The sequence below is a fragment of the Candidatus Sphingomonas colombiensis genome, from assembly GCA_029202845.1.
Taxonomy (GTDB): domain Bacteria; phylum Pseudomonadota; class Alphaproteobacteria; order Sphingomonadales; family Sphingomonadaceae; genus Sphingomonas; species Sphingomonas colombiensis.
The window spans coordinates 870345-894429 of the sequence record CP119315.1 but is presented as its reverse complement, the minus strand read 5'-3'; the positions used below and the strand labels follow the sequence as shown (position 1 = coordinate 894429).

The following is a 24085-nucleotide window of genomic DNA, read 5'->3' as shown; positions in this document are numbered from 1 at the left end:
CGCTCACCAGTAAAAAAAGACGCTGACGATATGCGCGGTGAGCGCGGCGAGTAGTGCGAACGTAGCCGGGACATGAACGTAGAGCCAAATCTCCAGCAGCGCCTTGAGCTTCAGATGCCGCCGCAACCGGGCGAGCATCGCGCGCTTGCGTTCGAGCAACGCATCGATCCGCTCCAGCGGTTCGGTGCCCGGTATCGGGTGCGGTCGCCGGTCCAGCGGCGCAGCGCGGCCTGCGCGCGCGCGCTGGCGCAGCGCGGATAGCTGCCCCGAAAGCCGCGCGACGAATGCCCGCCGCCGAACGGATCGTCGTCGAGCGACATGCCGCACCAGCGCCGCCTGATCGTGCGGCAGCGGCTGGGCGGCATCGTGGAGCTGGCGATCGATGGCGCGGATCGCGTCAAGCATCTGCCCCTGCGTCATCTCCGCGCGATTGTTGCTGAGCGCGGCGGGCAGCACGGCATAAACGGTAATGCCGAAAATGCCCGACGCGATCACCAGCAGCATCAGCGCATAGGCGAGCGTGTGGACGTTCCAGCCGAGCTGAAATCCGGTGTGCAGCGTGGCGATGACGATCAGGCTGAGGCCGAGATAGACATGCGCCGAGGTCCATGCCTTCAGCGACCAGCGCCCGCGCGTCATCGCCCGTTTGCGCACGCCGAGCATGGTGAGCCACAGAATCAGCAGCACGCCGATCGTGCCCAGCGTATAACCGTACCAGCTGCCGCCATTGTGGCGCGGCGTCACGTCGATCAGCAGATAGCTGGCGATCACGGTGAGCGACAGCAATGTCGCGATCTTCAGCCAGCGGAAGCCGGCGTGGCGCAAAAAGCCGTCGTGCAGCGTCTCGCCACGATTGCGGCGCGCGGGCGTGCGGGCGGCGGCGGCATTCGTCGCCATCAGCCGGCCTGCCGATCGAGCCGCGCGACGGTGAGGAAATCCTCCGGCGCGACGCGGATCGCGGCACCCGTCGGGCAGGCACGGACGCAGGCCGGGCCGCCCTCGATGCCCGAGCACATGTCGCACTTGATCGCCTTCTTGGGCTTTTCGACCCCCGGCTCGGCATTTTTGTAACGCCACTTTTTCGATGGCTCGCCCGGCCCCGGCCCCGCGCCGAACAACAGCCATTGCAGCAGCCCCGGCTTTTCGGGCGGCACGCTATCCATGCGGATCACGCCATAAGGGCAGTTGCGCTGGCAATTGCCGCAGCCGATGCAGCTATCGTCGATGAACACCTCGCCATCCGGGCCGCGATGGATCGCGTTCGGCGGGCAATCGGCCATGCAATGCGGGTGCTCGCAATGCCGGCAGGAGGTGGGGACGTGGAGATGGGCGTAGGTGCGCCCCGCCTCGCGATCGAGCCGTGACAGCCCGTCATGGCTGTCGGCGCAGGCTTTTTCGCAATTGTCGCAGCCGACGCAGAGATTCTCGTCGATCAGCAGCACGTCGGTCGCCTCGCCGATGCCGTTATCGACGAGGAATTTCGCCGTTTCCGAATACATGTCGACGACGGTGGAGAAACTGTCCTTGCGGCTTTCGATGAAGGCGTTGAGATCCTGCCGCGAGGCCATGTCGCGGCGCGCGCGTTCGAGCAACGCGGGCTTGGCCGCCATCAATCGGGCAAAAGCGTCGCCGTTCAAGCGGATCACTTCGGAACGGACGGTCGCCTTGACGGTGGCGTTGCGCGGGGCGCCTGAGATCAGCGCCATCTCGCCGACATAGCTGCCGGCCGGGAGATAGGAGAGGAAGACGTTCTTTCCGCCGACCATCTTCTCGACGATCATCGAACCGACGCGGATGACGTAGATGTCGGTGCCCAGATCGCCTTCGGTCAGGATCTTCTCGCCCGCCTTCACCGTCATGATTTCGGCGGTGTCGAGCACCTCGACCAGATCGGTCGGGGTCAGGCCCGCGCCGAACATCTGGAGCAATTGCCGCTCGGTAGAGATGCGGGTGATCGCGCGCTTGGCCGGCGGGTTGGATGACATGAGCTTCAGCGCCGCCGTGCGCGACACCTCCACCATGATCGACGGTTCGCCGGCCCGGATCGTCGCGCCGCGCCGCCGGCCGGAGATCAGCCCGACCTCGCCGAAGATCGATCCCTGCCCGATCGGCACGTTCGTGCCCGGCCCGACCTCGACCAGCGCCTGCCCGCGCGCGACGCCGAACAAGGAGGAGCCGGGATCGTGTTTTTCGAAGATCACCTCGCCCGCGCGATAGGCCCGCACCTCGCTGTCGAGCATGAACTCGCGCATCTGGAGCGACGACAGCCCTTCGAGGATCGAGACGTTGCCGCGCAGGAACTCCAGCCATTCCGCGACGCTGCGCTTTTCCGGCAGGCCGGCGAATTTGGCGGCGAGGATCGGCTCGTCGGCGGGTTTCAGATCGGTATTGCCGTTGACGAACTCGACCACGTCATGGCCCTGGTTCATGCAATGTTTGATCAGCGGATAGCCCGCCAATGCACCGATCACGAAGATCCCCGGCGCGGTCGTCTCGAACATCGGCGAAAGCTTCGGGAAGGCGAGGCGGTCGCCGCTGGTAAATTCGATGCCGCAGGATTCGACGAAGCCGCGCGGCGGGGCCGAGCCCATGCGCGCGATGATCCGATCGCACCGCATCTTCACCTCGCCATCGCGGCTGTCGAGCGTGATATAGCCGGGCTCGATCTTCGCGGTGGTGCTTTCGGTCATGATCGTCACGCGGCCCGCCTCGCCGGCGGCCATCAGCGCCTTTACGTTCGCGCCCTTGGCGGTGGCGAATTCGGCGGATCGATTGACCAGAGTGACGATATTGGCCTGCGCCTCGTCTGCGGCGAGGCCAAGCGCATTCTCGATCCCCGCATCGCCGCCGCCGATGACGAAGATATGTTCGTCGTTATACGCGGCCGGATCGTCCAGCTGATACTGAACGTGCGGTAGCTCCGCGCCCGCGCACCGCATCAGATTGGGATTGCCTTGCGTGCCGATCGCCATGATCACCGCATCGGCGACGATTTCCCGCCCGTCCGTCAGCGTCAGGCGATAGGGTGGGGCGAGGCGCTGGATCTCGCGCGTTTCGCTGGTGCCGTCGCGTTTGCGCTCGACGATCTTCTGGATGCTGCCGGGGATCGGATCGCCGGTGCCGACAATCGCCTTCACCTCGGCATTATAGGCGACGTTGATGCCCTGTGCGGCGGCCTGTTCGTTCCATCGGCCGAGGATCGCCTCGCGCTTACCGGCGTCGAAATCGAAATCGGAACGCAGCACCAGCTGGCTGGGCGTCGCCATCACATGCTTGCCCTTCTGATACTTGAAGATCGTATCGGAAAGGTGATCGGTCTTTTCGAGCAGCAAGTGCGACAGGCCAAGCTGTGCGGCGTGCGCGGCTGCGCTGAGCCCCGCCGGCCCCGATCCGACGATCGCGATGCGCACGCGCTCATTCAACGACTTATTCCCCCGGCTGCCCGCAGCGCGCGTCCTGGAAAAGCCCCCCAGCCCGACACGCCTACGTAATGATCTATCATTTTGAACGCGCGAGGCTAGACAGCACATGTCTTAACGAAGCGTTTGGGGGCGAGAAATGGCGGCGTGGACGCTCGGACGGGTGTTGCTGGCGTGTGGAATCGGCGTGGCGGCCGGGTCGGTCGGCTATAACGCGCTGCGCAACCGGTCCGTGCCCGCATCCGTGGCGGCGCCCGCGATGCAGCAGCCAGACGAACCCGAAGCGGTCGTTCGCGGGCTGAAGGAGCGCGTCGCCGCCAACCCCTCGGATGTCGAAAGCTGGCAGAAGCTCGGCTGGAGCTATTTCGAAAGCGGCCGTCATGCCGATGCGGCCGATGCCTATCGCCACGCGACGAAGCTGGCGCCGGGGAATGCGACCTTCTGGTCGTCGCTCGGCGAGGCGCTGGTGATGGCAAGCGAGCGCGATCCGATGCCGGCGGAGGCGTCGACGGCGTTCGACAAGGCGGTGGCGATCGATCCGAAAGACCCCCGCGCGCGCTATTTCCTCGCGGTGCGCAAGGATCTGGCGCAGGATCACGAGGGTGCGATCCGCGACTGGCTGGCGCTACTCGCCGATACGCCGCCCGGCGCGCCGTGGGAGGGCGATCTGCGCCGCACGATCGAACAGGTCGGCAAGATCAACAATATCGATGTCGCCACGCGGCTCGCGGCGGTGAAGCCGGTCGCGCCGCATCCGCCGATGGGGGGCGCGCTGCCCGGCGCGACCGCCGCCATCCCCGGCCCGACGCGCGAACAGATGCGCGCCGCGACCGCGCTGCCCAAGCACGAGCAGGACGCGATGGTCGGCGGTATGCTGGCGAGCCTCGAAGCCAAGCTGAAGGCGGATCCGAGCAACGTCGATGGCTGGGTGATGTTGATGCGCAGCCGGATGACGCTGGGTGAGGCGGACAAGGCGAAGGCCGCTTATCAGGCTGCGCGCGCCGCCAATCCGGGCCAGTCCACGCAGATCGCCGACGCGGCGCGCATATTGGGTGTGCCGGGGGTCTGAGCGGCGGCCGGGATGGCGCCGACCGCCTGGTTCGGGTGATGATTTAGCCTCCGATGATTATCGTGCGCGCGTTCGGCTGGAACGCGCGCGGCACGTCCATGCCGCGTCGGCGGGATATACGGCGGGCGCGCGCGGCTTACCCGTCGATAACCTCGCCCGGCGCGATCGCGCGATTGGCGTGTCGCACGAATGGACTGTTATCATTCTATTCTGGCTAGATATTTCCAAATTATCCTTAGGACTTGAAGCTTTTTGGCGCGGTTGCTATCAGCCTCGCCAGAGCGCGGAACGCGCCGAAAAAAAAGGATGGAGGGGGTCAAACCGTGAATTCGGAGGGGACAATGCGGACAGGATTTTTCACCATGCTGGCGGCTGGAAGCGCACTGATTGCGCTCGCGCCGGCTGCTTATGCTCAGGCCGGCAGCGCGGCCGATGACGGCGGGCTGCCCGATATCGTCGTCACCGCGACGAAGCAGAAGCTGACGTTGCAGGAAGTGCCGATTTCCGTCGGTGTGGTCAGCGGCAAGGGGATGGAGGACCAGGGGGTCCGCCAGTTCACCGATCTTCAGTCGACCGTGCCCAACCTCCAGATCGACAATACCAACGGCAATTACGCGATCACCATCCGTGGCCTTGGTTCGGGTTCGAGCAATCTCGCGTTCGAGCAATCGGTCGGCCTGTTCGTCGATGGCGTCTATTCCAGCCGCGCGCGTTCGCTGCAGGTGCCGTTCCTCGATGTCGAGCGTGTCGAAGTGGTGCGCGGGCCGCAGGGCGCGCTGTTCGGCAAGAACACCAACGCCGGCGCGATCAGCATCATCACGCGTCGCCCGACGCGCAATTTCGAAGCGGAGGCGCGGATCGGTGGTGAGCTGGCGCAGGGCGGCTTCAACGCCAGCACCTATGTCTCGACGCCGATCAGCGATACGCTCGCCATCCGCCTGAGCGGGCAGGCCGGGCGCACCGATGGCTATATCGACAATCGCCTGACCGGGCGGAAGGACAATAGCTCGAAATATCTCTCCGGCCGCGCGCAGGTGCTGTGGCAGCCGACCGCCAATTTCGAGGCGTTGCTGAAGGTCGAGGCGTTCCGCAACGAGATCGATGGCTCCAACGCGGTTTACAACAACATCGGTTCGGCGAGCTGCAACCTGTGCAACCTCGTCCGCGCGGCGAGCGGCGGCGCGAATGCACAGGAATATCCGGGCTTCTGGCGCACCAGCCGTGGCAATCCGGCCGAAACCGATATCACCCGGTCGAACACGCAGTCGCTGACGCTCAACTGGAACCCGGCCGACTGGAACATCACATCGATCACCGCCTTCCAGAAGATTGATGCCGGGCGCACCTTCAACACCGTTCCGGGCGGTCTGCCGCTGCTCAACACGCTGCAGGCGGAGAAGACCAAGCAATTCTCGCAGGAAGTGCGCGCGGCGAAGAGCATCGTCGACGGGCTGCGCGCCACGGTTGGCGTTACTTATACCCATGCCGACACGAGCATCCTGCAGGACGTGACCTATACCGGCATCGCCGCCGGCGTGGCGACCGTGCCGGATGGCGTGGCGCACCGGCCGTTCGATCAGAAAACCTGGTCGCTGTCGCCATACGCCATCCTCGATGCCGATCTTTCGAGCCATCTGAAGTTCAACGGTAGCCTGCGTTACAGCTATGAGGACAAGTCGGCGCGTGCGCAGAGCGTGTTCAACGGCGCGCGGCGTCCGGCGAACAACCTGGATTACGACATCTCGGGCGAGCGCAAGGAAAAGCTGTGGGATTACTCGCTGCGCATGCGCTACGAGTTCAACAAGCAGATCTCGACCTATCTGAGCTATGCGACCGGCACCAAGGGCGGTGGGTTCATCTCGAACGACGGCCTGCTGTTGTATAACATCAACAACAACAAGGGCCGGTTCGATTTCGATTCAGAGCGCGCGCGCGCCTGGGAATTGGGCACCAAGATGCGGCTGCTCAACCGCCGGCTCGATATCGACCTGGCGTTGTTCCGCACCAAGTTCCACAACTTGCAGGTCTCGTCGTATAACGGCACCGCATTCATCACCGGCAACGCCGCCGAGGCGACCGCGCAGGGCGTCGAGATTGATACGCGCTTCCGCCCGAACCGCGTGCTCAGCATGGGCTTCGCGGGCGCCTATCTCGATGCGAAGTACAACAATTATCCGGGCGGCCCGTGCGTTTATAATGCGCCGGTAACCTGCACCCCGGCGACCAACAATCTGGCGGGTTCGCCGCTGGTGCGTGCGCCAGAGTGGAAGGGATCGGGCTTCATGCAGGTCGATGTGCCGGCGGGCGACAGCGTGATCGTGTCGGCGCGCGGTTCGGCCGATTATACCAGCACGTCCTATATGCAGGGCGATCTCAACCCGCTGAACAGCCAGCCGGCCTATACGCGCTATGACGCGCGGGTTGGCGTACGCGGCAGTAACGACAAGTGGGAGGTTGCGCTGGTCGGCCGCAACCTGACGAGCGAGGTGATCATCAGTCAGGCGTTCAACACGCCGCTGCTGGGCAACAACAGCCACGTCGTGATGGTGGCGCCGCCGCGCACCATCTCGATCGAGGCGCGTATCCGCTATTGAGTGATCGGGCGCCGGGGTGATTTTCCGCCCCGGCGCCCGCACCATATATTGGACGGGCCACGCCCGATGTTGCAAAGCCGCCCCGAACGAGAAGGAATCGGGCTGGTGAAATTTGCATTTGTGGCGTTGACGGCGGCGGTGTCGCTGTTGCCGGGTGAGGCGTCCGCGCGCGAAATGGCGGACGTGCTGATCCGCCACGCGACGGTGGTGGACGTCGAACATGCGCGGACGATTGCGGATCAGGCGGTGGCGACGGTCGGAGAGCGGATCGTCGCGGTCGGCAATGATGCCGAAGTGGCGAAGGCGTGGGGCGCGCGCCGCCAGGTCGAGGGCAAGGGGCGCTATCTAATCCCCGGCCTGTGGGACATGCACGTCCATTTCGGCGGCGGCCCGGAATTGATCGAAGAGAATAAGGCGCTGCTGCCGCTCTATGTCGCTTACGGCATCACCACCGTGCGCGATGCCTCCGGCGACCTGCCCTATGACGTGCTGAACTGGCGCGGCGAGATTGCCGAGGGCAAGTTGTTCGGTCCGCGTCTGCTCAGCTCCGGCCCGAAGATCGAGGGCATCAAGCCGGTGTGGAAGGGCACGCTGGAAACCGGCTCCGAAGCCGATGTCGATCAGGCGATCGCCAAGCTGGGCGCGCTCAAGGTCGATTTCGTCAAGATCACCGACAGCACGCTGAAGCCGGAGCTGTTCCTCTATGCCGTCAGCCATGTGCGCGCGGCGGGTCTGCGTGTGTCCGGGCATATCCCGATGGCGCTCACCGTTGGGCAGGCGGTCGATGCCGGGATCAGTTCGATCGAGCATCTGAGCTACGCTTATAAGGCCGGCGTGAAGGATGAGGCGCGGATCGCCGCCGATTTCGCCGCCGGCCGCATCGATCGCGCGGGCGCACAGACCCAGCTCGACGCGGGGTTCGATCAGACGACCGCGATGGCGTCATACGCGAAGCTGCGGGATCGCGGCGTGTTCGTCACGCCGACGCTCAATATCGAACGGCTGCTCGCCTTCCTCGACAGCGACGATCATTCGCAGGACGAGTTCCTCGCTTATATCGGGCCGGGGTTGCGCAAGACCTATCAGTGGCGGATCGATCGCGCGGCCAAGGCGACGCCAGAACAGATCGAGGCGCGGCACCGCCAATATCGCCAGACGGCGGCGGTGATGCCGCTGCTGCAAAAGGCGGGCGTGACGATCATGGCCGGCACCGATGCGGGCTTCCTCAATTCGTTCGATTATCCCGCGCTGGGGCTGCATCAGGAACTGGCGCTCTATGTCGAGAACGGGCTGACCGCGGCCGAGGCGCTTTCCGCCGCGACGCGCGCGGGGCCGAAGTGGTTCGGCGTGCTCGATCGCTATGGCTCGGTCGAGGTGGGCAAGCAGGCCGATCTGGTGCTGCTCGATCGCAATCCGCTGGAGGACATCGCGGCTACCCGCACGGTCAACACGGTTGTGATGCGGGGTAGGGTGGAGGATCGCGCCGCGCTCGATAAGCTGCTCGCGGAGGCGAAGGCGAAGGTCGCGCGCTGGAACGCCGAAGCGGCGAAATGACGGCGGGCGCGGAGCAACGCTTCCTGCGCGCCGCGATCGAGCTGGCGCGCGAGAATGTCGCGCGCGGCGGTCGCCCATTCGGCGCGTTGGTGGTGAAGGATGGCGCGGTGATCGCCACCGGCGTCAACGAGATCCTCGCCACCAACGATCCCACCGCGCATGCCGAGATGGGCGCGATCCGCGCGGCGAGCCGGGCGCTGGCGTCGCCCGATCTTTCGGGATGCGCGGTCTATGCCAGCGGCCACCCATGCCCGATGTGCATGGCGGCGATGCGGATGGCGGGGGTCGAGGCGGTGACCTTCGCTTATTCGAACGAGGACGCCGCGCCGTTCGGCCTTTCCACCGCTGCGATCTATGCCGATCTGGCGCTGCCCTTTGCGGAGCAGCGGATGCGTATCCGGCATGTGCGGGTGGACGATTCCGCCCGGCCCGCAATCTATGCCGCGTGGCGACCCTAACGGACCGACCAGCGCCGCAATTCCATCCCCGTGCCGCCGGCGGGCAGGCTGAGCACCATCCCGTCCTCGCCCACCATGATCGTGCCGCCGAAGCGTTGGCGCGCGTCGCCGAGAAAGGCGGGATACATCAACCGCGACGGCAGCGGCGGGATATTGTGGCTGAAGACGAGGTGCTTCACCCCCGCCGCCTGTGCCTCCGCCGCTGCGTCCTCCGGGGAGGTGTGATAGTTCAGGATATCGCGGGTGATCTGGGTGAGCGCGGTCTGCCGGCGCTGATCCAGCGCTTCGGTCATCAGCCCGACGAGCCGGGGTTGCAGCCCTTCGTGGACCAGCAGGTCCGCGCCACGCGCGTTCCGCACGATCGAGGGCGTCGGGCTGGTATCGCCGCTGAACACGATCGACCGCCCCTTGTAACTGAAGCGATAGCCGACCGCCGGCTCGACCGGGCCGTGATCGACGCGGAAGGCGGTGACGGTCAGTCCATCGCCCTCGAACACCGTGACGGGTGACCAATCGCCCTTCGGCGGCAGCGCGAAGGGCAAAGCCTCACCGCCGGTGCCGGAGGGCGGCGCTATCGTCGTGCCGTGGTGCGCGGTGCGGAAACCGGCGTCGATCGCATAGGCCTGATTGAACCCCGCCACTACGCGATCGGTGCCCGCCGGGCCGTAAACCGGAAGCGGGCGGGTGCGCCCCGCGCCGGTCCAGGCCAGCAGCAGCACCGGCCCAAGCCCGTCGATATGATCCGAATGAAGATGGGTGAGGAACACCCCCTCAATCCGGCCATTGGGGATGCCCATCAGCATGATGTTGCGCGCGCCGCCTTCGCCCGCGTCGACGGCGAACATGCGCCGCCCCGCGATCACCACGCTGCACGGCCCGGCGCGCGTCGGATCGGGCATCGGCGAGCCGGTCCCGCATAGCGCGACATGGAGGCCATCGGGCAATGCGCGCGTCGCGTCGACGCCGGCGCGCCGCTCGATCGCGACGCGCGCGGCCCCGCGCCCGATCGCGCCCGGAAAGGCGGCCACCGCGAGCACGGCCGCCAGCGCCACCCCGCCCGTCGCCCAGCTGATCGCGTGCCGCATCCGATCTCTCCCCCATCCCGTCCGCGTGGAGGATAGGCGATATTATGGCATTATCAATGCCGATATCTTGCGCAGGGCGAAACCCGTGATAGGATCGCGCGATAAAACAAGAGGGGAGGATGCAGCTGTGACGCAGGTATCGCGCGTACTCGTTGCGCTGGTGGCGCTGTTCAACATCGTGCTGGGGCTGGGTTTTCTGATCGATCCGGCCGGATCGGCGCAGCGCTTCTTTCTGGAGCCGCTCGGCACGCAGGGAATGGCGACGCTGCGCGCGGATTTCACCGCCTTCTTCGTCGTCGGCGGGGCAGCGGCGCTGCTCGCGGCATCGCGAAACGATCGCGCGCCGCTAATGGTGCCGATCGCGCTGCTTTCGATCGCGATCGTCGGGCGCGCGGTGAGCCTCGTCGCCGATGGCGCCCCCGCCACCGCCTTCCCGCCGATGGTGGTGGAGGCGGTGATGATTGCGATCCTGATGCTCGCGCGGCGCACTTTTTCGGACGCACGCGGGTGAAGCGTTGGAAGAAGCTCGCGCTCGGCACGGCCGGTGTCGCGGCGATCGCGGGGTTCGCGGCGAAGGACTATGTCCTGCTGCACCTGCCGGGCTGGCTTGCCCCGCACGTCGCCCCTTTTCGTGAGATCGCGTGGCAGCCCGGCCCGGCGAGCCCTGCGCTGCCGCCGGAAAGGCGGCCGCCCAATATCGTGCTGATCGTGGCCGACGATCTTGGCTTCAACGATATCAGCTTCAATGGCGGCGGCGTGGCGCGCGGGCTGCTCAAGACACCAAATATCGACGCGATAGGGCAGCAGGGCGTGAGCTTTGCGCAGGCCTATGCCGGCAACGCCACCTGCGCGCCATCGCGCGCGGCGTTGCTTACCGGGCGCTATCCGACGCGCTTCGGCTTTGAGTTCACCCCGACCGACACGCGCTTCGCCAAGACGGTCGCGGGCTTCCCGAGCGACTGGCAGTATAAGACGATTCTCGACAAGGCGGCGATCGACAACGATCCCCCGCCCGATGCCAAGGGCATTCCTACCAGCGAGCGGATGATCGCGGACCTGTTGCGCACCGGCGGCTATCACAACATCCATCTCGGCAAATGGCATCTTGGCGGGGAACCGGGGATGCGCCCCGAACAGCGCGGCTTCGACGAGAGCCTGGGCTTCATCATCGGCGGCCAGATGTATGCGCGCGAGAGCGATCCGAAAGTCGTCAACTCGAAACAGGATTTCGATCCGATCGACAAATATATCTGGGCCAATCTGCCGTTCAGCGTCCAGTATAACGGCGGCGAGCGGTTTCACCCCGATCGCTATATGACCGATTATCTGACGCATCAGGCGGTCCGCGCGATCGACGCCAATCGCAACCGGCCGTTCTTCCTCTATCTCGCCTATAACGCGCCGCACACGCCGCTTCAGGCGCTGAAGAGCGATTATGACGCGCTGTCGGCGATCCCCGATCATCGCACCCGCGTTTATGCCGCGATGATCCGCGCGCTCGATCGCGGGGTGGGGCAGGTGGTGAAGGCGCTGAAGGAGCGCGGGCTGGACGACAACACGCTTGTGATCTTCACCAGCGACAATGGCGGCGCGCATTATATCGGGTTGCCGGAGATCAATCGCCCGTATCGCGGCTGGAAAGCGACTTTTTTCGAGGGCGGGATCAGGGTGCCGCTGTTCATGCGCTGGCCGGCGCGGATCGCCGCCGGCACGCGGGTGAACGGCACGGTGAGCCATTTCGATATCTTCGCCACCGCTGCCGCCGCCGCCCGGATTCAGCCGCCGGCGGATCGCGTGATCGACGGGATCGACCTTGCGCCCTATGTCGATGCCCGTCGCGAACCGATGCCGAAGCGCACCTTGTTCTGGAAAAGCGGCGCCTATCAGGCCGTGCGCGATGGCGACGCGAAGCTTCAGATCCTCGACATCCCGCGCCAGTCGCTGCTCTATGATCTCAACGGCGATCCGACCGAACAACGCGACGGCGCGGCGGCCAATCCGGCGGAGGTTCAGCGGCTGACCGCGCTGATCCGTCGCCATGACGCCGAGCAGGCGAAGCCTTCATGGGCCGCGCTGTTTCGCTCGCCCATTGCGATCGACCGTCCGCTCGGTACGACACCGCGCAAGGGCGAGACATATATCTATTGGTCGAATTGATGGCAGCGGAAGACGGACGGCGAAAGCGATCGGAGGAAAGCCGGCGCAGGATCATCGAGGCGATGGTCGCGTTGGTCGGGGAGGGGCATGTCACCCCCGCCGCCGAGCAGATCGCCGCGCGCGCCGGGGTGGGGCTGCGCACCGTTTTTCGCCAATTCGCCGATATGGAGGCGATCTACGCCGGAATGGCGCAGCGGATGGCGCGTGAATATCAGAACTGGCTCGATCCGTTCACCGCGCCGGACTGGCGCGGGCAGCTTGACGAGATGCTCGAGCGGCGGCTGGAAACCTATGAACGGCTGATGCCGTACAAGCGCGCCGCCGATGTGCATCGCCATGCGTCCGAGACGATCCAGCGTCACCATGCCGGGGTGCTCGCGACGATGCGTGAGCGTCTGGTTGGGCTGTTGCCGGCGCCGATCGCGGCGGATGCGGTGCGGCTGGAGACGATCGACCTGCTGCTGAGTTTCGAGACGTGGCAGCGGCTGCGGCTGGATCAGCATCTGTCGCCTGCGCTCGCCCGCGATGTGGTGTCGCGCGGCATCACGCGGCTGTTGCCGCAACGGGAGGAGGATGTGCGATGACGCTCGCCTTCGATTGCTTCTGGTCGTTCCGATCGCCGTACAGCTATCTCGTCACGCCGCGGCTGGTGGCGCTGGAGCGCGATTTCGACGTGTGCTGCAATGTCCGCATCGTGCGGCCGATCGCGGTGCGCCAGCCGGAGTTCTTCAGCAACGGCGATCCGTTGTGGGTGAGCTATCTGATGCGCGATACGGTGCGGACGGCGGCATATCTCGGCCTGCCTTATCGCTGGCCACGCCCCGATCCGGTGGTGATGGATTTCGCGACCCGCACCTATCCGAAGGAGCAGCCGTATATCCATCGCCTGAGCCGGCTCGGTCAGCTCGCCGCCGAGCGCGGGCGCGGATTGGGGTTCATCGCGGCGATCAGCCGTCTGATCTGGAGCGGGACGACCGACAATTGGCATGAGGGCGACCATCTCGCCCGCGCCGCCGTCGAGGCGGGGCTCGATCTGGCGGAGATGGATGCGGTGCTGGCGGCGGACGGCGAGCGCCTCGCCGCCGCGATCGAGGTGAATGAGGCCGATCAGCGCGCGGCGGGCCATTATGGCGTGCCGTTGATGGCGTTCGGCGGCGAGCCATTCTTCGGGCAGGATCGCTTCGACCAGATGGTCTGGCGGATGGAACAGGCCGGGCTGGCGCGCCGCGCCTGATCAGTCGCGCGGCGGCCCTGGCGAATATTGCGCGTCGCTTACCGGCTCCATCCATGTAACCGCCGATCCGTCGAGCGCCTCCTGCACCGCGATATGCGTCATCGCCGTGGTCGGGGTGGCGCCGTGCCAGTGGCGATGACCGGGTGGGCACCAGATCACGTCGCCGGCGCGGATCTCGACGATCTCCTCGCCCTCGCATTGCGTCCAGCCGCAGCCGGCCGTGACGATCAGCGTCTGCCCGAGCGGATGGGTGTGCCAGTTGCTCCGCGCGCCGGGCTCGAACGTCACCGCCGCGCAGGAGTGGCGCGCGGGCGCGGGCGGCGCGTTGAGCGGGTCGATGCGGACCACGCCGGTGAAATATGCGGCCGGGCCGACCTGGGACGGCTGGGTGCCGATGCGTTTCAATTCCATGGGAAACTCCTTCGGATTGATGGCGCTCAGGCGTCTTTCAACACGTCGCGCGCGATCGTGATCGCGGTCATCGCGGTCGGCCAGCCGGCATAGAAAGCGACGTGGGTGATCGCCGCCACGATCTCGTCCTTGCTCAAGCCGTTCTCCAGCCCCTTGCGGAGATGAAAGCCGAGTTCGTTGTGACGATAGAGCGCGACAAGGCTGGTGATCGTCACCAGGCTGCGATCGCGCGGGGAGAGCGCATCGTCTTCCCACACATCGCCGAACAGCACCTTGTCAGTGATCTCCGCCAGCTTGGGCGCGAAATCGCCGAAGGATTTGCGCGCATTGGTCGGTTCGTCGGCCATCATTTCCTCCTTCACGCGGCGAGCGTCGCGTTATCGATCACGAAACGATATTTGACGTCGCTGCGTTGCATCCGGTCATAGGCGGTGTCGATGTCGTGGATCGGGATCATCTCGATATCGGACACGACGCCATGTTCGGCGCAGAAATCGAGCATCTCCTGCGTCTCGGCGATCCCGCCGATCAGCGAGCCGGCGATGGCACGACGGCGGAAGATCAGATTGCCGACATTGGGCGAGGGATGCGGATGTTCGGGCACACCGACCAGCACGAGCGTGCCGTCGCGCTTCAGCAGCGCGGTGAAGGCATCGAGCTGGTGGCTTGCCGCGACGGTATCAAGGATCATGTCGAAGCTGTCGGTATGCGCCGCCATCTCCCCCGCGTTGCGCGAATTGACCACCGCGTCCGCGCCCAGCCCGAGCGCGTCCTGACGCTTGCTCTCGGACGTGGTGAAGGCGACGACCTGCGCACCCATCGCATGGGCGAGCTTGATCCCCATATGGCCGAGCCCGCCGATCCCGACGACGCCAATCTTCTTGCCCGGCCCGGCATTCCAATGGCGCAGCGGCGAATAGGTCGTGATACCCGCGCACAGCAACGGGGCGACGGCGGCGAGCTGTTCGGCCGGATGGCTGATGCGCAGCACGAAGCGTTCATCGACCACGATCGCCTGCGAATAGCCTCCGAGCGTATGGCCCGGCGCTTCATGGCTCCGGCCATTGTAGGTCCCGACGAAGCCGGAGCCGGTGCAATATTGCTCCAGCCCTTCGTGGCACGACGGACATGACTGGCAGCTATCGACCATGCAGCCCACGCCGACGGTGTCGCCCGCCTTGAATTCGCTCACTTCGCTGCCCACCGCGCGGACATGGCCGACGATCTCATGGCCCGGCACGCAGGGATAACGCGTGCCGCCCCATTCGCTGCGCACCTGATGCAGATCGGAATGGCACACGCCGCAATAAGCGATATCGATCACCACATCGCGCGGGCCCGGCGCGCGGCGCGTGATGGTCATCGGCTCGAGCGGGCGATCGGCGGCGGTCGCGCCATAGGCTTGGGTGGTCATGCGCTTTTCCTCGAAAAATAAGGCGCCTTCCGTCGCGCGCCTGTCGACATAAATAGTCGCGTTCCGCCGCCGTGATTAGGGGCGGGCAGCTAAATGCGTCGATGAGGAAAATTCAGCAATAGACGGATCACAAGCCGAGCGGGCGCAGTTCGCGAATCAGATCAATCAGCAGCCGAAGACCGGTCGGCACCTGTCGCCGGCTAGGATAATAGATATAGAATCCGGGCCCGGTCGTTGACCATTGCTCAAGCACCAACCGCAACTCCCCGCTCGCGAGATGCGGGGCGACGACCGATTCCGCGCAATAGGTCAGCCCCGTGCCGGATATTGCCATCGCCAGCATCACCCGTGCGTCGTCGGCGGTGATGCGGGCGCCGATCGGCACAGCGAATTCGCCGCCCGGCCCCTCGAACTCCCATTGGTAGATGCGATCGTCGCCCAGCCGGATGCCGATGCAGCGATGATGTGCAAGATCCTCCGGCGCGGCGGGAGTGCCGAAACGATCAAGATAGGCCGGCGATGCCGCGACCACCCAGCGCAGCGGCGGCGACAGGCGGCGCGCGACCATATCCTCCGGCACCGTGCCGCCGAAGCGGATGCCCGCATCGAACCCGGAGGCAACCACGTCGATAAGCCGGTTGCTGGCGACGATATCGATTTCGACATTGGGGTAGCGATCGGCGAATATCGGCATGACCGGGCCCAGTAACATCGTCGCCGCATCGGTGAGCACGTTGAGCCGGATGCGCCCCGCCGGCGTGTCGCGCAGGCGGTTCAATTGCTCCACCGCCTGCGCGATCTCGCCAAATGGCCGATCGATCGCGTCGCGCAATTGCTCCCCGGCGGCGGTGAGCGTCACGCTGCGGCTGGTGCGATTGAGCAGGCGCACGTCGAGCCGCGCCTTCAGCGCCTTCAGCGCGTGGCTCATCGCCGACGCGCTGACGCCCAATTCCACCCCCGCGCGCCGGAAACTGCGATGGCGGGCAATCGCGAGGAAGTAAGCGAAGTCAGCAAGATCGGCGCGGTTTGCGGGCATCGCGCGAATGTGCGCGGGGCGGGGCGCGATGGCAATCCACGCGCGCCGGCGGCGGCATGTGGGTTCTTACGTACGGGTTATATCGGCGCGAACATGCGGCGGCGCAAAGCGGCGGCGCAGCCCATCCGATATTCCGATTCATGCCGCGATCGCGCGGATAACAGGAAAGGAACCTTTAAATGGGCAAATCCACGCTCCTCATCGGCGCCGCCGCGGCCATCGCGATGGGTGCCGCCATCCCCGCGTTCGCGCAAACCAGCGCCGGCGGGTCGACTGTCAATGGTGCGGCCGGGAATCACAGCGATACCTCGGTTGACACCAGCAGCACCACGATTTCCAAGAGCCTGTCGCTCAGCAGCAACCAGGCCGACAGCTCGCAACACACCAAAACGGTGACGGCTGACAGCTACAACACCAAGAACGTGACGGCCGACAGCAACAACACCAAGACCAATACCAGCACCAAGACCAACACGAAGACGGTGACGGCAGACAGCTACAACACCGATAATTCGCAACGCACCAAAACGGTGACGGCTGACAGCAACAACACCAAGACGGTGACGGCAGACAGCAACAACACCGACAATTCCCAGCACAACAAGGCGCTGGCCTTCGGCAGCTACAACACCGATAATTCGCAACGTAACGGCAACATCCATCTCGTTGCCGATCAATCGCTCGATGCATCGGTCAGCAACAAGAGCGCGTTGAATTTCAACGGCGGTGGCGCCAGCTATGGCAGCGGATCGAACAGCATCAATGGCAGCGCGTTCGCCGCTTATTCCGGTATCCTGAACCAGGGCTGGCAGACCGGCATCAACTCCAACTCACAAGCTGCGACCAACATCGCGGCACAGGGCACGACGAGCTTCGCGACCCACTGATACCCCCCGCCTGCCGGGCGGGCGGGTGACCCCCGCCCGGCATTTTGTTGCAAGCGCGGACGCAAGGAGACGCACGATGTCGATCTCTTCCTTCAGGCGCCGTATCGCGATCGGCGTGGCCGCCGCCCTCGCGTCGTTCACCGCTCCGGCGGCTCTGGCACAAACGGCCGCGCCCGCAGCAGCAACGCCACCAGCGGCGCATCCCGCCGCGCTCGACGACGCGGCGCTCAGCGAGGAACGCGGCGGACAGGCGATCGTGATCGGCAACCAGGCGCTGCAAAGCAGCCTCACCGGCAACACCATCGCGGGCAATTATGTCGCGGGCGCCATCTCCCTTTCGGACAACGCCTTCGCCAACTTCAACGGCATGGGCAATGTCGTGATCAATTCCGGCGCGCAGGCAAACCTGCAGAGCGCGATGAATCTTACCGTCAATCTGGGGAATTGATCATGGCGTGGTGGCTTGCCGCACGGCGATGCGGGGTGGCGGCCGCGTTAACCCTTTCCAGTCTCGTCGCGTCGCCTTGTGTGGCGCAGACGCGGCCGCTGGCGCAGATGCCGGTCGGTGCTCCGGGACGCGAGCCGGGGTATACGGTGCGGGTGCGAAGCTGGGCGGAAATCCCCTTCCGCACAATCGTGCGCCAGCGGTTTGATTTCAGTTGCGGTTCGGCCGCAGTCGCGACGCTGCTCACCTATCAATATGGCGTGCCCACGGATGAGACCGCCCCGTTCAAGGCGATGTACGACAAGGGGGATCAGGCCAAAATCCGCCAGAAGGGCTTTTCGCTGCTCGACATGAAGAACTATCTCGTCGCGCGGGGCTTTGCGGCGCAGGGCTATCGATTGGGGATTGAGGACATGCGCGCGCTCGGCAAGCCGATGATCGCGCTGATCAATGTGCGCGGCTACACGCATTTCGTGGTGATCAAGGGCGCGCGCGACGGGCGCGTACTGATCGGCGATCCGGCGCGCGGGCTGATCAAGGTTTCCGACGCCGAATTCGAGAAGATGTGGAGCGGCATCGCGCTGATCGTCACCGATTCCCCGCAAGGCATGGACGGCGCGTTCAACCTCGCGCGCGATTGGGATCCATGGTCGACCTCGCCCACTCGAATCTTTCAGGGCGTTCGCACGATCACCACGACAACCGACAATCTGCCGCCAATCTATCAGATCCAGCAGCAGATCCTGCCCAACATTCGCGTAGGAGGCATCCCATGACCCGTAAGGTTGCGCCTCGAGCCGCGTTTTACGTGCTGATCGCGGCGGCGATGACGGTGGACGCGATCGCACCCGCCAACGCTGATGAGCTTGATCCGGATGAGATTGCACCGGCCGCAGCCGGCATCGTCGGACAGGAGGTCGCCCCATCCGCTTTCGCGCACATGACCGTGCTGAGCGACAGCGAGATGGCTGAAGCGCATGGTGGGTTCGATTGGGGCGGCATGAACATCACGTTCGGCGCGGACGTGCAGACCTATCTCAACGGTCAACTCGCGTTGCAGACGGTGGTCAACTGGTCCGCGAACGGCGCGACGACGCAGACGATCGTCGGCAGCCAGTTGACGCTGGCCGATATGACATCGGCAACCGGCGGAGCGGGTGGTATCGCGATTCCGCAGACCATTTCAGGCAGTCAGGTCTATTTCGCCAATGCCGGCCAAACCGCGTTGATCCAGAATGCCAATGGCGCGCTGCAAAACGTACTCATCAATGCGATGGCAAATCTGAACGCGGTGCAGCAGACCAACGCCACCGTTACGCTGGGCAATTATACCGCTTTCGCTGCGGCGCTTCACGCCGGTGCGCTGAACCTCGGGCTGGGCCACGAGATCGCAACCTTTTCGCATTGAATTGCGCGAAGCGGCGCGCGGATAAATCCTAGAACGTAAATGGCAGGCGCAGCGTCATCGATACGCCGGGCGCATCCTGCGTCACGCCGAACTGGAAGGCGAGCGTAACCGATTGGCGCTGATTGACGCGATAGGACATGCCGAGATCGAGCGTCCCGACCTGCAACGTCGATGAATCCTGGAAACTGCCGCTCAATTCGGTTCGCGTCGGCAGGATATAGGTGTGGCTGTAGCCGAGCGAGAATGAAAAGCGCGGATTGATCGCGAAGCCGAAGCCAATATTGGCGGAGATCGCGCCACCGGGCCGAACATGGCCGATCAACGTGCCGGCGACGTTGCGATTGATGTCGCGCGCGAACTGATAAAGGTATGAGACGCCGCCATAGATCACCGCCGGATCGGTCGGCAGCAGCATCGTGACCCCCGGCTGGACTCCCCAGAAGCCCGATCCTGTCGCCAGCCCGTGCGCGATGCCGAATTCATCATATGCGATCGAGAACGGGCTGATCCCGGTATCGCTCTTCACGCGCACCCCGGCGATGAAGATCGGGGCCTCGGGGTTGAGCGGGGCGTTGATCTGCCAGCGCAGCGCACCTTCGATATCGCCGATCGCGCTTTGGTGGAGATCATATCCCTCGGTCACGGTGCCATCGCGCACCTGCGCCAGGTGGATGCTATCGGTGCGGATCATCGCCGGAATCATCAGCTCGCCTTCGAGCCGGCTGGTGAAGCCGTGCCAGATCGTCAGCGCGTCGACCGTCGTGTTGCGATCGGCGGTGGAAGCCTGGATCGAGCCGATCTGAAGCCCCGGCACCAGCTCGATTCCGGCGAAGACCAGCCGATTATTGGCCGAGCGGATATAGGTGAGCGAGGCTTGCACGGTCGTCTTCCCTGCCGGGGTCAGCACGCCCTGCCCCTGCGGCACAGCCTGCGTTTTATCGGCGATATCGGGCTTTGCCGCCTGCGCGTCCCCCACGGTGCCTTGCGGCGCGGGGACGGTTTGCGTCGCAGGCGGGCCGGCCTGCGGCCCGACGCCGGTAGCACGCGCGGCGGCGAGATCGGCGGCGGTCTGGGTGCGCAACGCGGCGATCTCGTCCCGGTCGGCGGCGATCTGTTTTTGCTGCGCGTCGATTTGCGCCTGTTGCGCGGCCACTTTGGCGGCGAGATCGGCGAGTTGCTGCTCGATCGATGGTGATGCGGGTATGGCCGCGGTCGCGGTCGCGGTCGCGGGTGCCGCTGCCAGCGCCGTTGTGGTTGCCGGTGCTGGTGTCGCTGCCAGCGCTGGTGCCGTTGTGGTTGCCGGTGCTGGCGTTGGCGCCGCTGCCGGTGTCGCTGCCGTTGCGGTTGTCGGTGTCGCTGCCAGCGTTGGTGCTGTTGCGGGTGCCGGTGTTGGTTCCGTCACCGGGGATGTCGCGGGCGGCGCCGGATCATCGGCTGCCCATGCAGTGGCAGGAAGAGCAATCAGGCTGCCGGCGCAGAGCCAGCGGGTCGCTGTGTTACGCATCAGTGGATCATCCCTGGAGAGAAAGCCGGCAGGTGGGATTCCGAAGGGAATACCTGGCCTTCGTTGGCGATTTCGCGCAGCCGATCGGACTGGGTGATGGTGAAAACCCGCCCGCGTGCCTGACGCAGCAGGCCGCGCCGCCGAAACTCGGTGAGGGTGCGGCTGATCGTATGGAGCGTCAGCCCGAGATGATCGGCGAGATCGGCGAGTGGCAATGGAAGGCGGAATTCGGTGCCCAGCCCGCGCCCGGTGAGATCGAGGAAAAAGGCGGCGACACGCGCCCGCGCATGGCGCCGCGAACGAACCGCCAGTACGAGATAGGCCTGATGCAACGCGAGCGACAGCAGCTTGATCCGCTGCTCCGTTTCCTCGCGCGGCTCGATCCCCCATTCGAAAACCATCACCGATGTCGCGGCCTCCGCCGTCAGCACCTGTTGATCCTCGCTGAGGCCGATCACGTCGCCGGGAAAGGCGAAGCCGACGATCACGCGCTGGCCGTCGGCGAGGTACAGGCACAAGCGAACCACGCCTTCCTCGATCCGATGCAGATTGCGGGTGAGATCGCCGGGGGCGTAAAGCACCGCGTCCTTTGGGAGAATCCTTCGGCGGCCGGATGGATGCGTCGTCGCCATTTGCGTGGCCCCACCTTCAGCAGCCGCGCCCAAGGTGGAACCGTGCGGACGGAAAGGCCATTCGCGGAAACGCTAAGTAAAATTGCGCAGCGCGCGCGGATAGTAATCTTCCTGTCAGCTTGCGGTGCTATCACTTTCCGGTGAGTCGAGATGCGAAGGACAGCAGGGCGCACGCGCCTCGACCCGCGGTTTGAGTACCGAACAGGAGGTGCCCGATGTCCTTACTTAGTGATCAAGCGCTTGGCGTTTGTCTTACCGCTCGCGAGCTTGAGGTGCTGGCGCTCGTCGCCGGGGGCCTATCCGCCAAAGAGATTGCGTTGCGTATCGCCATTGCTCCTCGGACGGTGGAGCGTCACATCGACAATGCGCGCCTGAAGATGCGCGCGCGCAATCGCACCCATCTCGTCACACGGGCGATCGCCAGCGGTCTGCTCGATGCACCGGGGCGCGAGGAGGAAGGGGAAGCATTTCCGTCCGTGTTCCTAGGCGGCCAACGTGCCGGCGCCGAAGCGATCCTGCTTCTCTGACGGTCAATTGGCGACCAGCATGTATCCGATCCCGCGTAACGTGCGGATCGATACGCCACCCGGCGCCTCGATCTTGCGCCGCAAACGATAGACATAGACTTCGAGAGCGTTGGACGTGACGCCATCGCCCGATCCAAACAACTGATCCTCCAGTAGCCGGCGCGGGGTCGCCCGGTTGCTGCGACGGATCAGGATTTCCACGATATCCGCCTCGCGCGAGGAAAGCTCGATGGGTGCGCCGTCGATCGACAATTGCCGTGACATTGTATCGAAGACCAGCGCCCCGGCGTGGATCGACGGGTCGGGAAAGCCATCGCGGCGGCGCACGATGGCATCGATGCGCGCGTGCAGTTCGTCGACGAAAAACGGTTTGACCAGATAGTCGTCGGCGCCGGCGCGCAATGCGGATACGCGCTTCGCCACCTCGTCATGCCCGCTTACCACGAGGATCGGCTCGCTATGCCCCGCGGCACGCCAGCGGCGGACGAGCATTGTCCCCTCCTCGTCCGGCAAACCAAGATCGAGGATGATCGCGGCAAACAAAGTGGTGGAGAGAAGGTAGGTCGCATCGGCCGCGTTGCACGCAATCTCGACGGCGATATCACGCTGCGCGAGCGCGGCCTGAAGCGCCCCGGCAAATTCGTCATCGTCATCGACGAGCAGCAGCCGCATATATTTCCGTCCCGTCGCCCGAGCCGGCGTTTTGTACAGATTCGACGTGCCTTCCGAAAACTAGCAGATCAAAGCGTAAAACTTCTGATGCTGGCGATTTCCCGCAAGGGGAAATCTCGCTAGTCAAGTGTAAACCCTACTCAGGCCGAAGGAAAGCATTACGATACTTCCTCACGCTTCACCCCCTTATCTGACTGATCGGCGATCGATATTGCCATCATCGCTGCTGGGACGGCTGACGCTGGGGTCGCTGCTGACGATGCTGTTGCTCGGCCTGACGCTGCCGCTGCTCGCATCATATTCGATCATGGGGCTGGCCGACCGCACCGTAGCGACGCAGGTAGAGGCGGATTTGGATGGCATCGTCAGCGGTGTGCGCTACGCCGATGGCCGTTGGGAACTGGTGGTCGATCCCTATCTCGTCACCGCGCTGATCGCGAGCGATCCAAGCGATGGCTTCGTGGTGATCGATCAGGAGCGCCACGTCATTGCCGCGTCACACAGCGGGCAGGAAGCGATCGCGCGGATCGGCGGGGTTCCATTCGCCGATCGGCGCGTCGAATCCGGGCCGATCGCTTATGCCACGCGCGTCGTGAAATCGGGGCCGCAACGCGCGCTGGTCATGGTCTATCGCGATCGCTGGACCGCGAATGCGGCGGTCGATCAGGCCGCGCGGGACATTGCGGCGCAATTCGGCGCGCTGACCATCGCGGCGCTCGCGCTGATGCTCGCGATCAACCTCACGACGATCGTGGTCACGATGTCCGGGTTGCGGCGCGCGGCGCGCGAGGCGGCATCGATCGGCCCGGATGCGCTTGCCCGGCGGATCAACCGCCAGCATCTGCCCGATGAGGTGTTGCAACTGGTGGACGCGGCCAATGCGGCGCTCGATCGGGTGGAGGACGGTTATCGTATGCAAACGCAATTCGCCGGTGCGGTGGCGCATGAATTGCGCACGCCGATCGCGTTGTTGCGGGTCAAATGCGAATGCCTCCCCGCATCGCCGGAGCGCGAGGATCTGTTGAAGGCGGTGGATCGCCAGTCCCATATCCTGCGGCAATTGACCGCGCTCGCCTCGCTCGATGGTATGCGCCCGGCGATGACGCGGCTCGATCTAGTCGAAACGATCCGCGAGATGGCGGCGGATCTGTCGGCGCAGGTTATCACCTCGCGTCGCACGATCGAATTTTCCGGGCCGGACACCCCGGTGTGGGTGCGCGCCAATGCCGATTGCCTGTTCTCCATCCTCTCCAACCTTATCGGCAATGCCGTGCGGCATACGCCGGTCGGCACGCATATCGCGGTGGGTGTCGCGCCCGACGGGAGCTTCGCCGTCGCGGATGATGGGCCTGGTATCCTGCGCGTCGCGGGGGAGGCGCGGGCGGCGCGTTATCTGCGGGCGGATCACCGGCGCAGCGACGGCGCGGGCATGGGGCTGCGCATCGTGGAGAAAACCGCCGAGCTGCTGGGCGGCCGGCTGGAGATCGCCGCCGAAGGCTCCGGGGCGGTCGTCAGGATATGGCTGCGCCTGGATCACGGGTAGCGCGGACAACCCCTTGCACTCACCGGGTAAACCGCT

The 24085-nt window shown here is 65.1% G+C and carries 24 protein-coding genes; 14 read left to right on the top strand and 10 right to left on the bottom strand.

The window, feature by feature from the left end; translation table 11 throughout:
- Nucleotides 1-3 precede the first annotated feature (3 nt).
- Together P0Y64_04160 and P0Y64_04155 are read right to left on the bottom strand one after the other, a co-directional pair.
- Nucleotides 4-897 (bottom strand): hypothetical protein, encoded by an 894-nt coding sequence (locus P0Y64_04160; GenBank protein ID WEK44034.1) that lies wholly within the window; start codon nt 895-897, stop codon nt 4-6.
- A complete protein-coding gene (locus P0Y64_04155) occupies nt 897-3422 on the bottom strand; it encodes a cyclic nucleotide-binding domain-containing protein (protein WEK44033.1) in 2526 nt (841 codons plus the stop codon). Before P0Y64_04155 ends, P0Y64_04160 begins: the two co-directional genes overlap by 1 nt.
- A gap of 136 nt (nt 3423-3558) precedes the next feature.
- Here P0Y64_04155 and P0Y64_04150 point away from each other — a divergent pair, with 136 nt between their 5' ends.
- The 4 genes from P0Y64_04150 (at nt 3559) to P0Y64_04135 (ending at nt 9094) form a co-directional block, all read left to right on the top strand.
- Nucleotides 3559-4488 carry a tetratricopeptide repeat protein gene (locus tag P0Y64_04150; protein ID WEK44032.1) on the top strand — a complete coding sequence of 310 codons (930 nt, stop codon included), beginning with the start codon at nt 3559-3561 and terminating at the stop codon, nt 4486-4488.
- A 341-nt stretch (nt 4489-4829) separates the two neighbouring features.
- Complete coding sequence (locus tag P0Y64_04145) at nt 4830-7082, top strand: TonB-dependent receptor (GenBank protein ID WEK44031.1); 2253 nt, start codon at nt 4830-4832, stop codon at nt 7080-7082.
- A 105-nt stretch (nt 7083-7187) separates the two neighbouring features.
- Nucleotides 7188-8636 carry an amidohydrolase family protein gene (locus tag P0Y64_04140; GenBank protein WEK44030.1) on the top strand — a complete coding sequence of 483 codons (1449 nt, stop codon included), beginning with the start codon at nt 7188-7190 and terminating at the stop codon, nt 8634-8636.
- Nucleotides 8633-9094, top strand: a complete 462-nt coding sequence (locus P0Y64_04135) for a nucleoside deaminase (GenBank protein WEK44029.1) — start codon at nt 8633-8635, stop codon at nt 9092-9094. The genes P0Y64_04140 and P0Y64_04135 overlap by 4 nt, the downstream gene beginning before the upstream one ends.
- Here the strand turns inward: P0Y64_04135 and P0Y64_04130 are convergent.
- A complete protein-coding gene (locus P0Y64_04130) occupies nt 9091-10179 on the bottom strand; it encodes an MBL fold metallo-hydrolase (protein WEK44028.1) in 1089 nt (362 codons plus the stop codon). The genes P0Y64_04135 and P0Y64_04130 overlap by 4 nt on opposite strands.
- A gap of 127 nt (nt 10180-10306) precedes the next feature.
- Between P0Y64_04130 and P0Y64_04125 the strand changes: the two genes are divergently transcribed.
- Genes P0Y64_04125 through P0Y64_04110 form a run of 4 tightly spaced genes read left to right on the top strand, consistent with a single transcriptional unit; the run spans nt 10307 to nt 13570 of the window.
- A complete protein-coding gene (locus P0Y64_04125; GenBank protein ID WEK44027.1) occupies nt 10307-10690 on the top strand; it encodes a hypothetical protein in 384 nt (127 codons plus the stop codon).
- Entirely contained in the window at nt 10687-12336 is a 1650-nt protein-coding gene (locus P0Y64_04120; GenBank protein ID WEK44026.1) for a sulfatase-like hydrolase/transferase, read from the top strand. Before P0Y64_04125 ends, P0Y64_04120 begins: the two co-directional genes overlap by 4 nt.
- The gene (locus P0Y64_04115) at nt 12336-12920 is read left to right on the top strand and encodes a TetR/AcrR family transcriptional regulator (protein WEK44025.1); all 585 of its coding nucleotides are present in this window, start codon (nt 12336-12338) and stop codon (nt 12918-12920) included. Before P0Y64_04120 ends, P0Y64_04115 begins: the two co-directional genes overlap by 1 nt.
- Nucleotides 12917-13570, top strand: a complete 654-nt coding sequence (locus P0Y64_04110) for a DsbA family protein (GenBank protein WEK44024.1) — start codon at nt 12917-12919, stop codon at nt 13568-13570. Before P0Y64_04115 ends, P0Y64_04110 begins: the two co-directional genes overlap by 4 nt.
- Here P0Y64_04110 and P0Y64_04105 read toward each other — a convergent pair whose 3' ends face one another.
- The 4 genes from P0Y64_04105 to P0Y64_04090 all read right to left on the bottom strand — a co-directional run bounded on the left by P0Y64_04105 (nt 13571) and on the right by P0Y64_04090 (nt 16431).
- A complete protein-coding gene (locus P0Y64_04105; GenBank protein ID WEK44023.1) occupies nt 13571-13981 on the bottom strand; it encodes a cupin domain-containing protein in 411 nt (136 codons plus the stop codon).
- A gap of 26 nt (nt 13982-14007) precedes the next feature.
- Nucleotides 14008-14328 carry a carboxymuconolactone decarboxylase family protein gene (locus tag P0Y64_04100; GenBank protein WEK44022.1) on the bottom strand — a complete coding sequence of 107 codons (321 nt, stop codon included), beginning with the start codon at nt 14326-14328 and terminating at the stop codon, nt 14008-14010.
- Nucleotides 14329-14339: 11 nt separating this feature from the next.
- Nucleotides 14340-15395 (bottom strand): NAD(P)-dependent alcohol dehydrogenase, encoded by a 1056-nt coding sequence (locus tag P0Y64_04095; GenBank protein WEK44021.1) that lies wholly within the window; start codon nt 15393-15395, stop codon nt 14340-14342.
- Between the two features lie 127 nt (nt 15396-15522).
- Entirely contained in the window at nt 15523-16431 is a 909-nt protein-coding gene (locus P0Y64_04090; GenBank protein WEK44020.1) for a LysR family transcriptional regulator, read from the bottom strand.
- Between the two features lie 179 nt (nt 16432-16610).
- Between P0Y64_04090 and P0Y64_04085 the strand changes: the two genes are divergently transcribed.
- The 4 genes from P0Y64_04085 to P0Y64_04070 all read left to right on the top strand — a co-directional run bounded on the left by P0Y64_04085 (nt 16611) and on the right by P0Y64_04070 (nt 19171).
- Complete coding sequence (locus P0Y64_04085; protein WEK44019.1) at nt 16611-17318, top strand: hypothetical protein; 708 nt, start codon at nt 16611-16613, stop codon at nt 17316-17318.
- Nucleotides 17319-17394: 76 nt separating this feature from the next.
- Nucleotides 17395-17766, top strand: a complete 372-nt coding sequence (locus P0Y64_04080; protein WEK44018.1) for a hypothetical protein — start codon at nt 17395-17397, stop codon at nt 17764-17766.
- 2 nt (nt 17767-17768) lie between these two features.
- Nucleotides 17769-18539 carry a C39 family peptidase gene (locus tag P0Y64_04075; GenBank protein WEK44017.1) on the top strand — a complete coding sequence of 257 codons (771 nt, stop codon included), beginning with the start codon at nt 17769-17771 and terminating at the stop codon, nt 18537-18539.
- Entirely contained in the window at nt 18536-19171 is a 636-nt protein-coding gene (locus tag P0Y64_04070; protein WEK44016.1) for a hypothetical protein, read from the top strand. Before P0Y64_04075 ends, P0Y64_04070 begins: the two co-directional genes overlap by 4 nt.
- 28 nt (nt 19172-19199) lie before the next feature.
- On the opposite strand, the gene P0Y64_04065 is transcribed toward P0Y64_04070, so the two are convergent.
- Nucleotides 19200-20675 (bottom strand): hypothetical protein, encoded by a 1476-nt coding sequence (locus P0Y64_04065; GenBank protein WEK44015.1) that lies wholly within the window; start codon nt 20673-20675, stop codon nt 19200-19202.
- Nucleotides 20675-21307, bottom strand: a complete 633-nt coding sequence (locus P0Y64_04060) for a Crp/Fnr family transcriptional regulator (protein ID WEK44014.1) — start codon at nt 21305-21307, stop codon at nt 20675-20677. Before P0Y64_04060 ends, P0Y64_04065 begins: the two co-directional genes overlap by 1 nt.
- Nucleotides 21308-21522: 215 nt before the next feature.
- Here P0Y64_04060 and P0Y64_04055 point away from each other — a divergent pair, with 215 nt between their 5' ends.
- Nucleotides 21523-21834: a helix-turn-helix transcriptional regulator gene (locus tag P0Y64_04055; GenBank protein ID WEK44013.1), complete on the top strand. Its 312-nt coding sequence runs from the start codon at nt 21523-21525 to the stop codon at nt 21832-21834.
- A gap of 3 nt (nt 21835-21837) precedes the next feature.
- On the opposite strand, the gene P0Y64_04050 is transcribed toward P0Y64_04055, so the two are convergent.
- Nucleotides 21838-22506 carry a response regulator gene (locus tag P0Y64_04050; GenBank protein ID WEK44012.1) on the bottom strand — a complete coding sequence of 223 codons (669 nt, stop codon included), beginning with the start codon at nt 22504-22506 and terminating at the stop codon, nt 21838-21840.
- 211 nt (nt 22507-22717) lie between these two features.
- Here P0Y64_04050 and P0Y64_04045 point away from each other — a divergent pair, with 211 nt between their 5' ends.
- Complete coding sequence (locus P0Y64_04045) at nt 22718-24049, top strand: ATP-binding protein (protein ID WEK44011.1); 1332 nt, start codon at nt 22718-22720, stop codon at nt 24047-24049.
- The last annotated feature ends 36 nt before the right edge of the window (nt 24050-24085 follow it).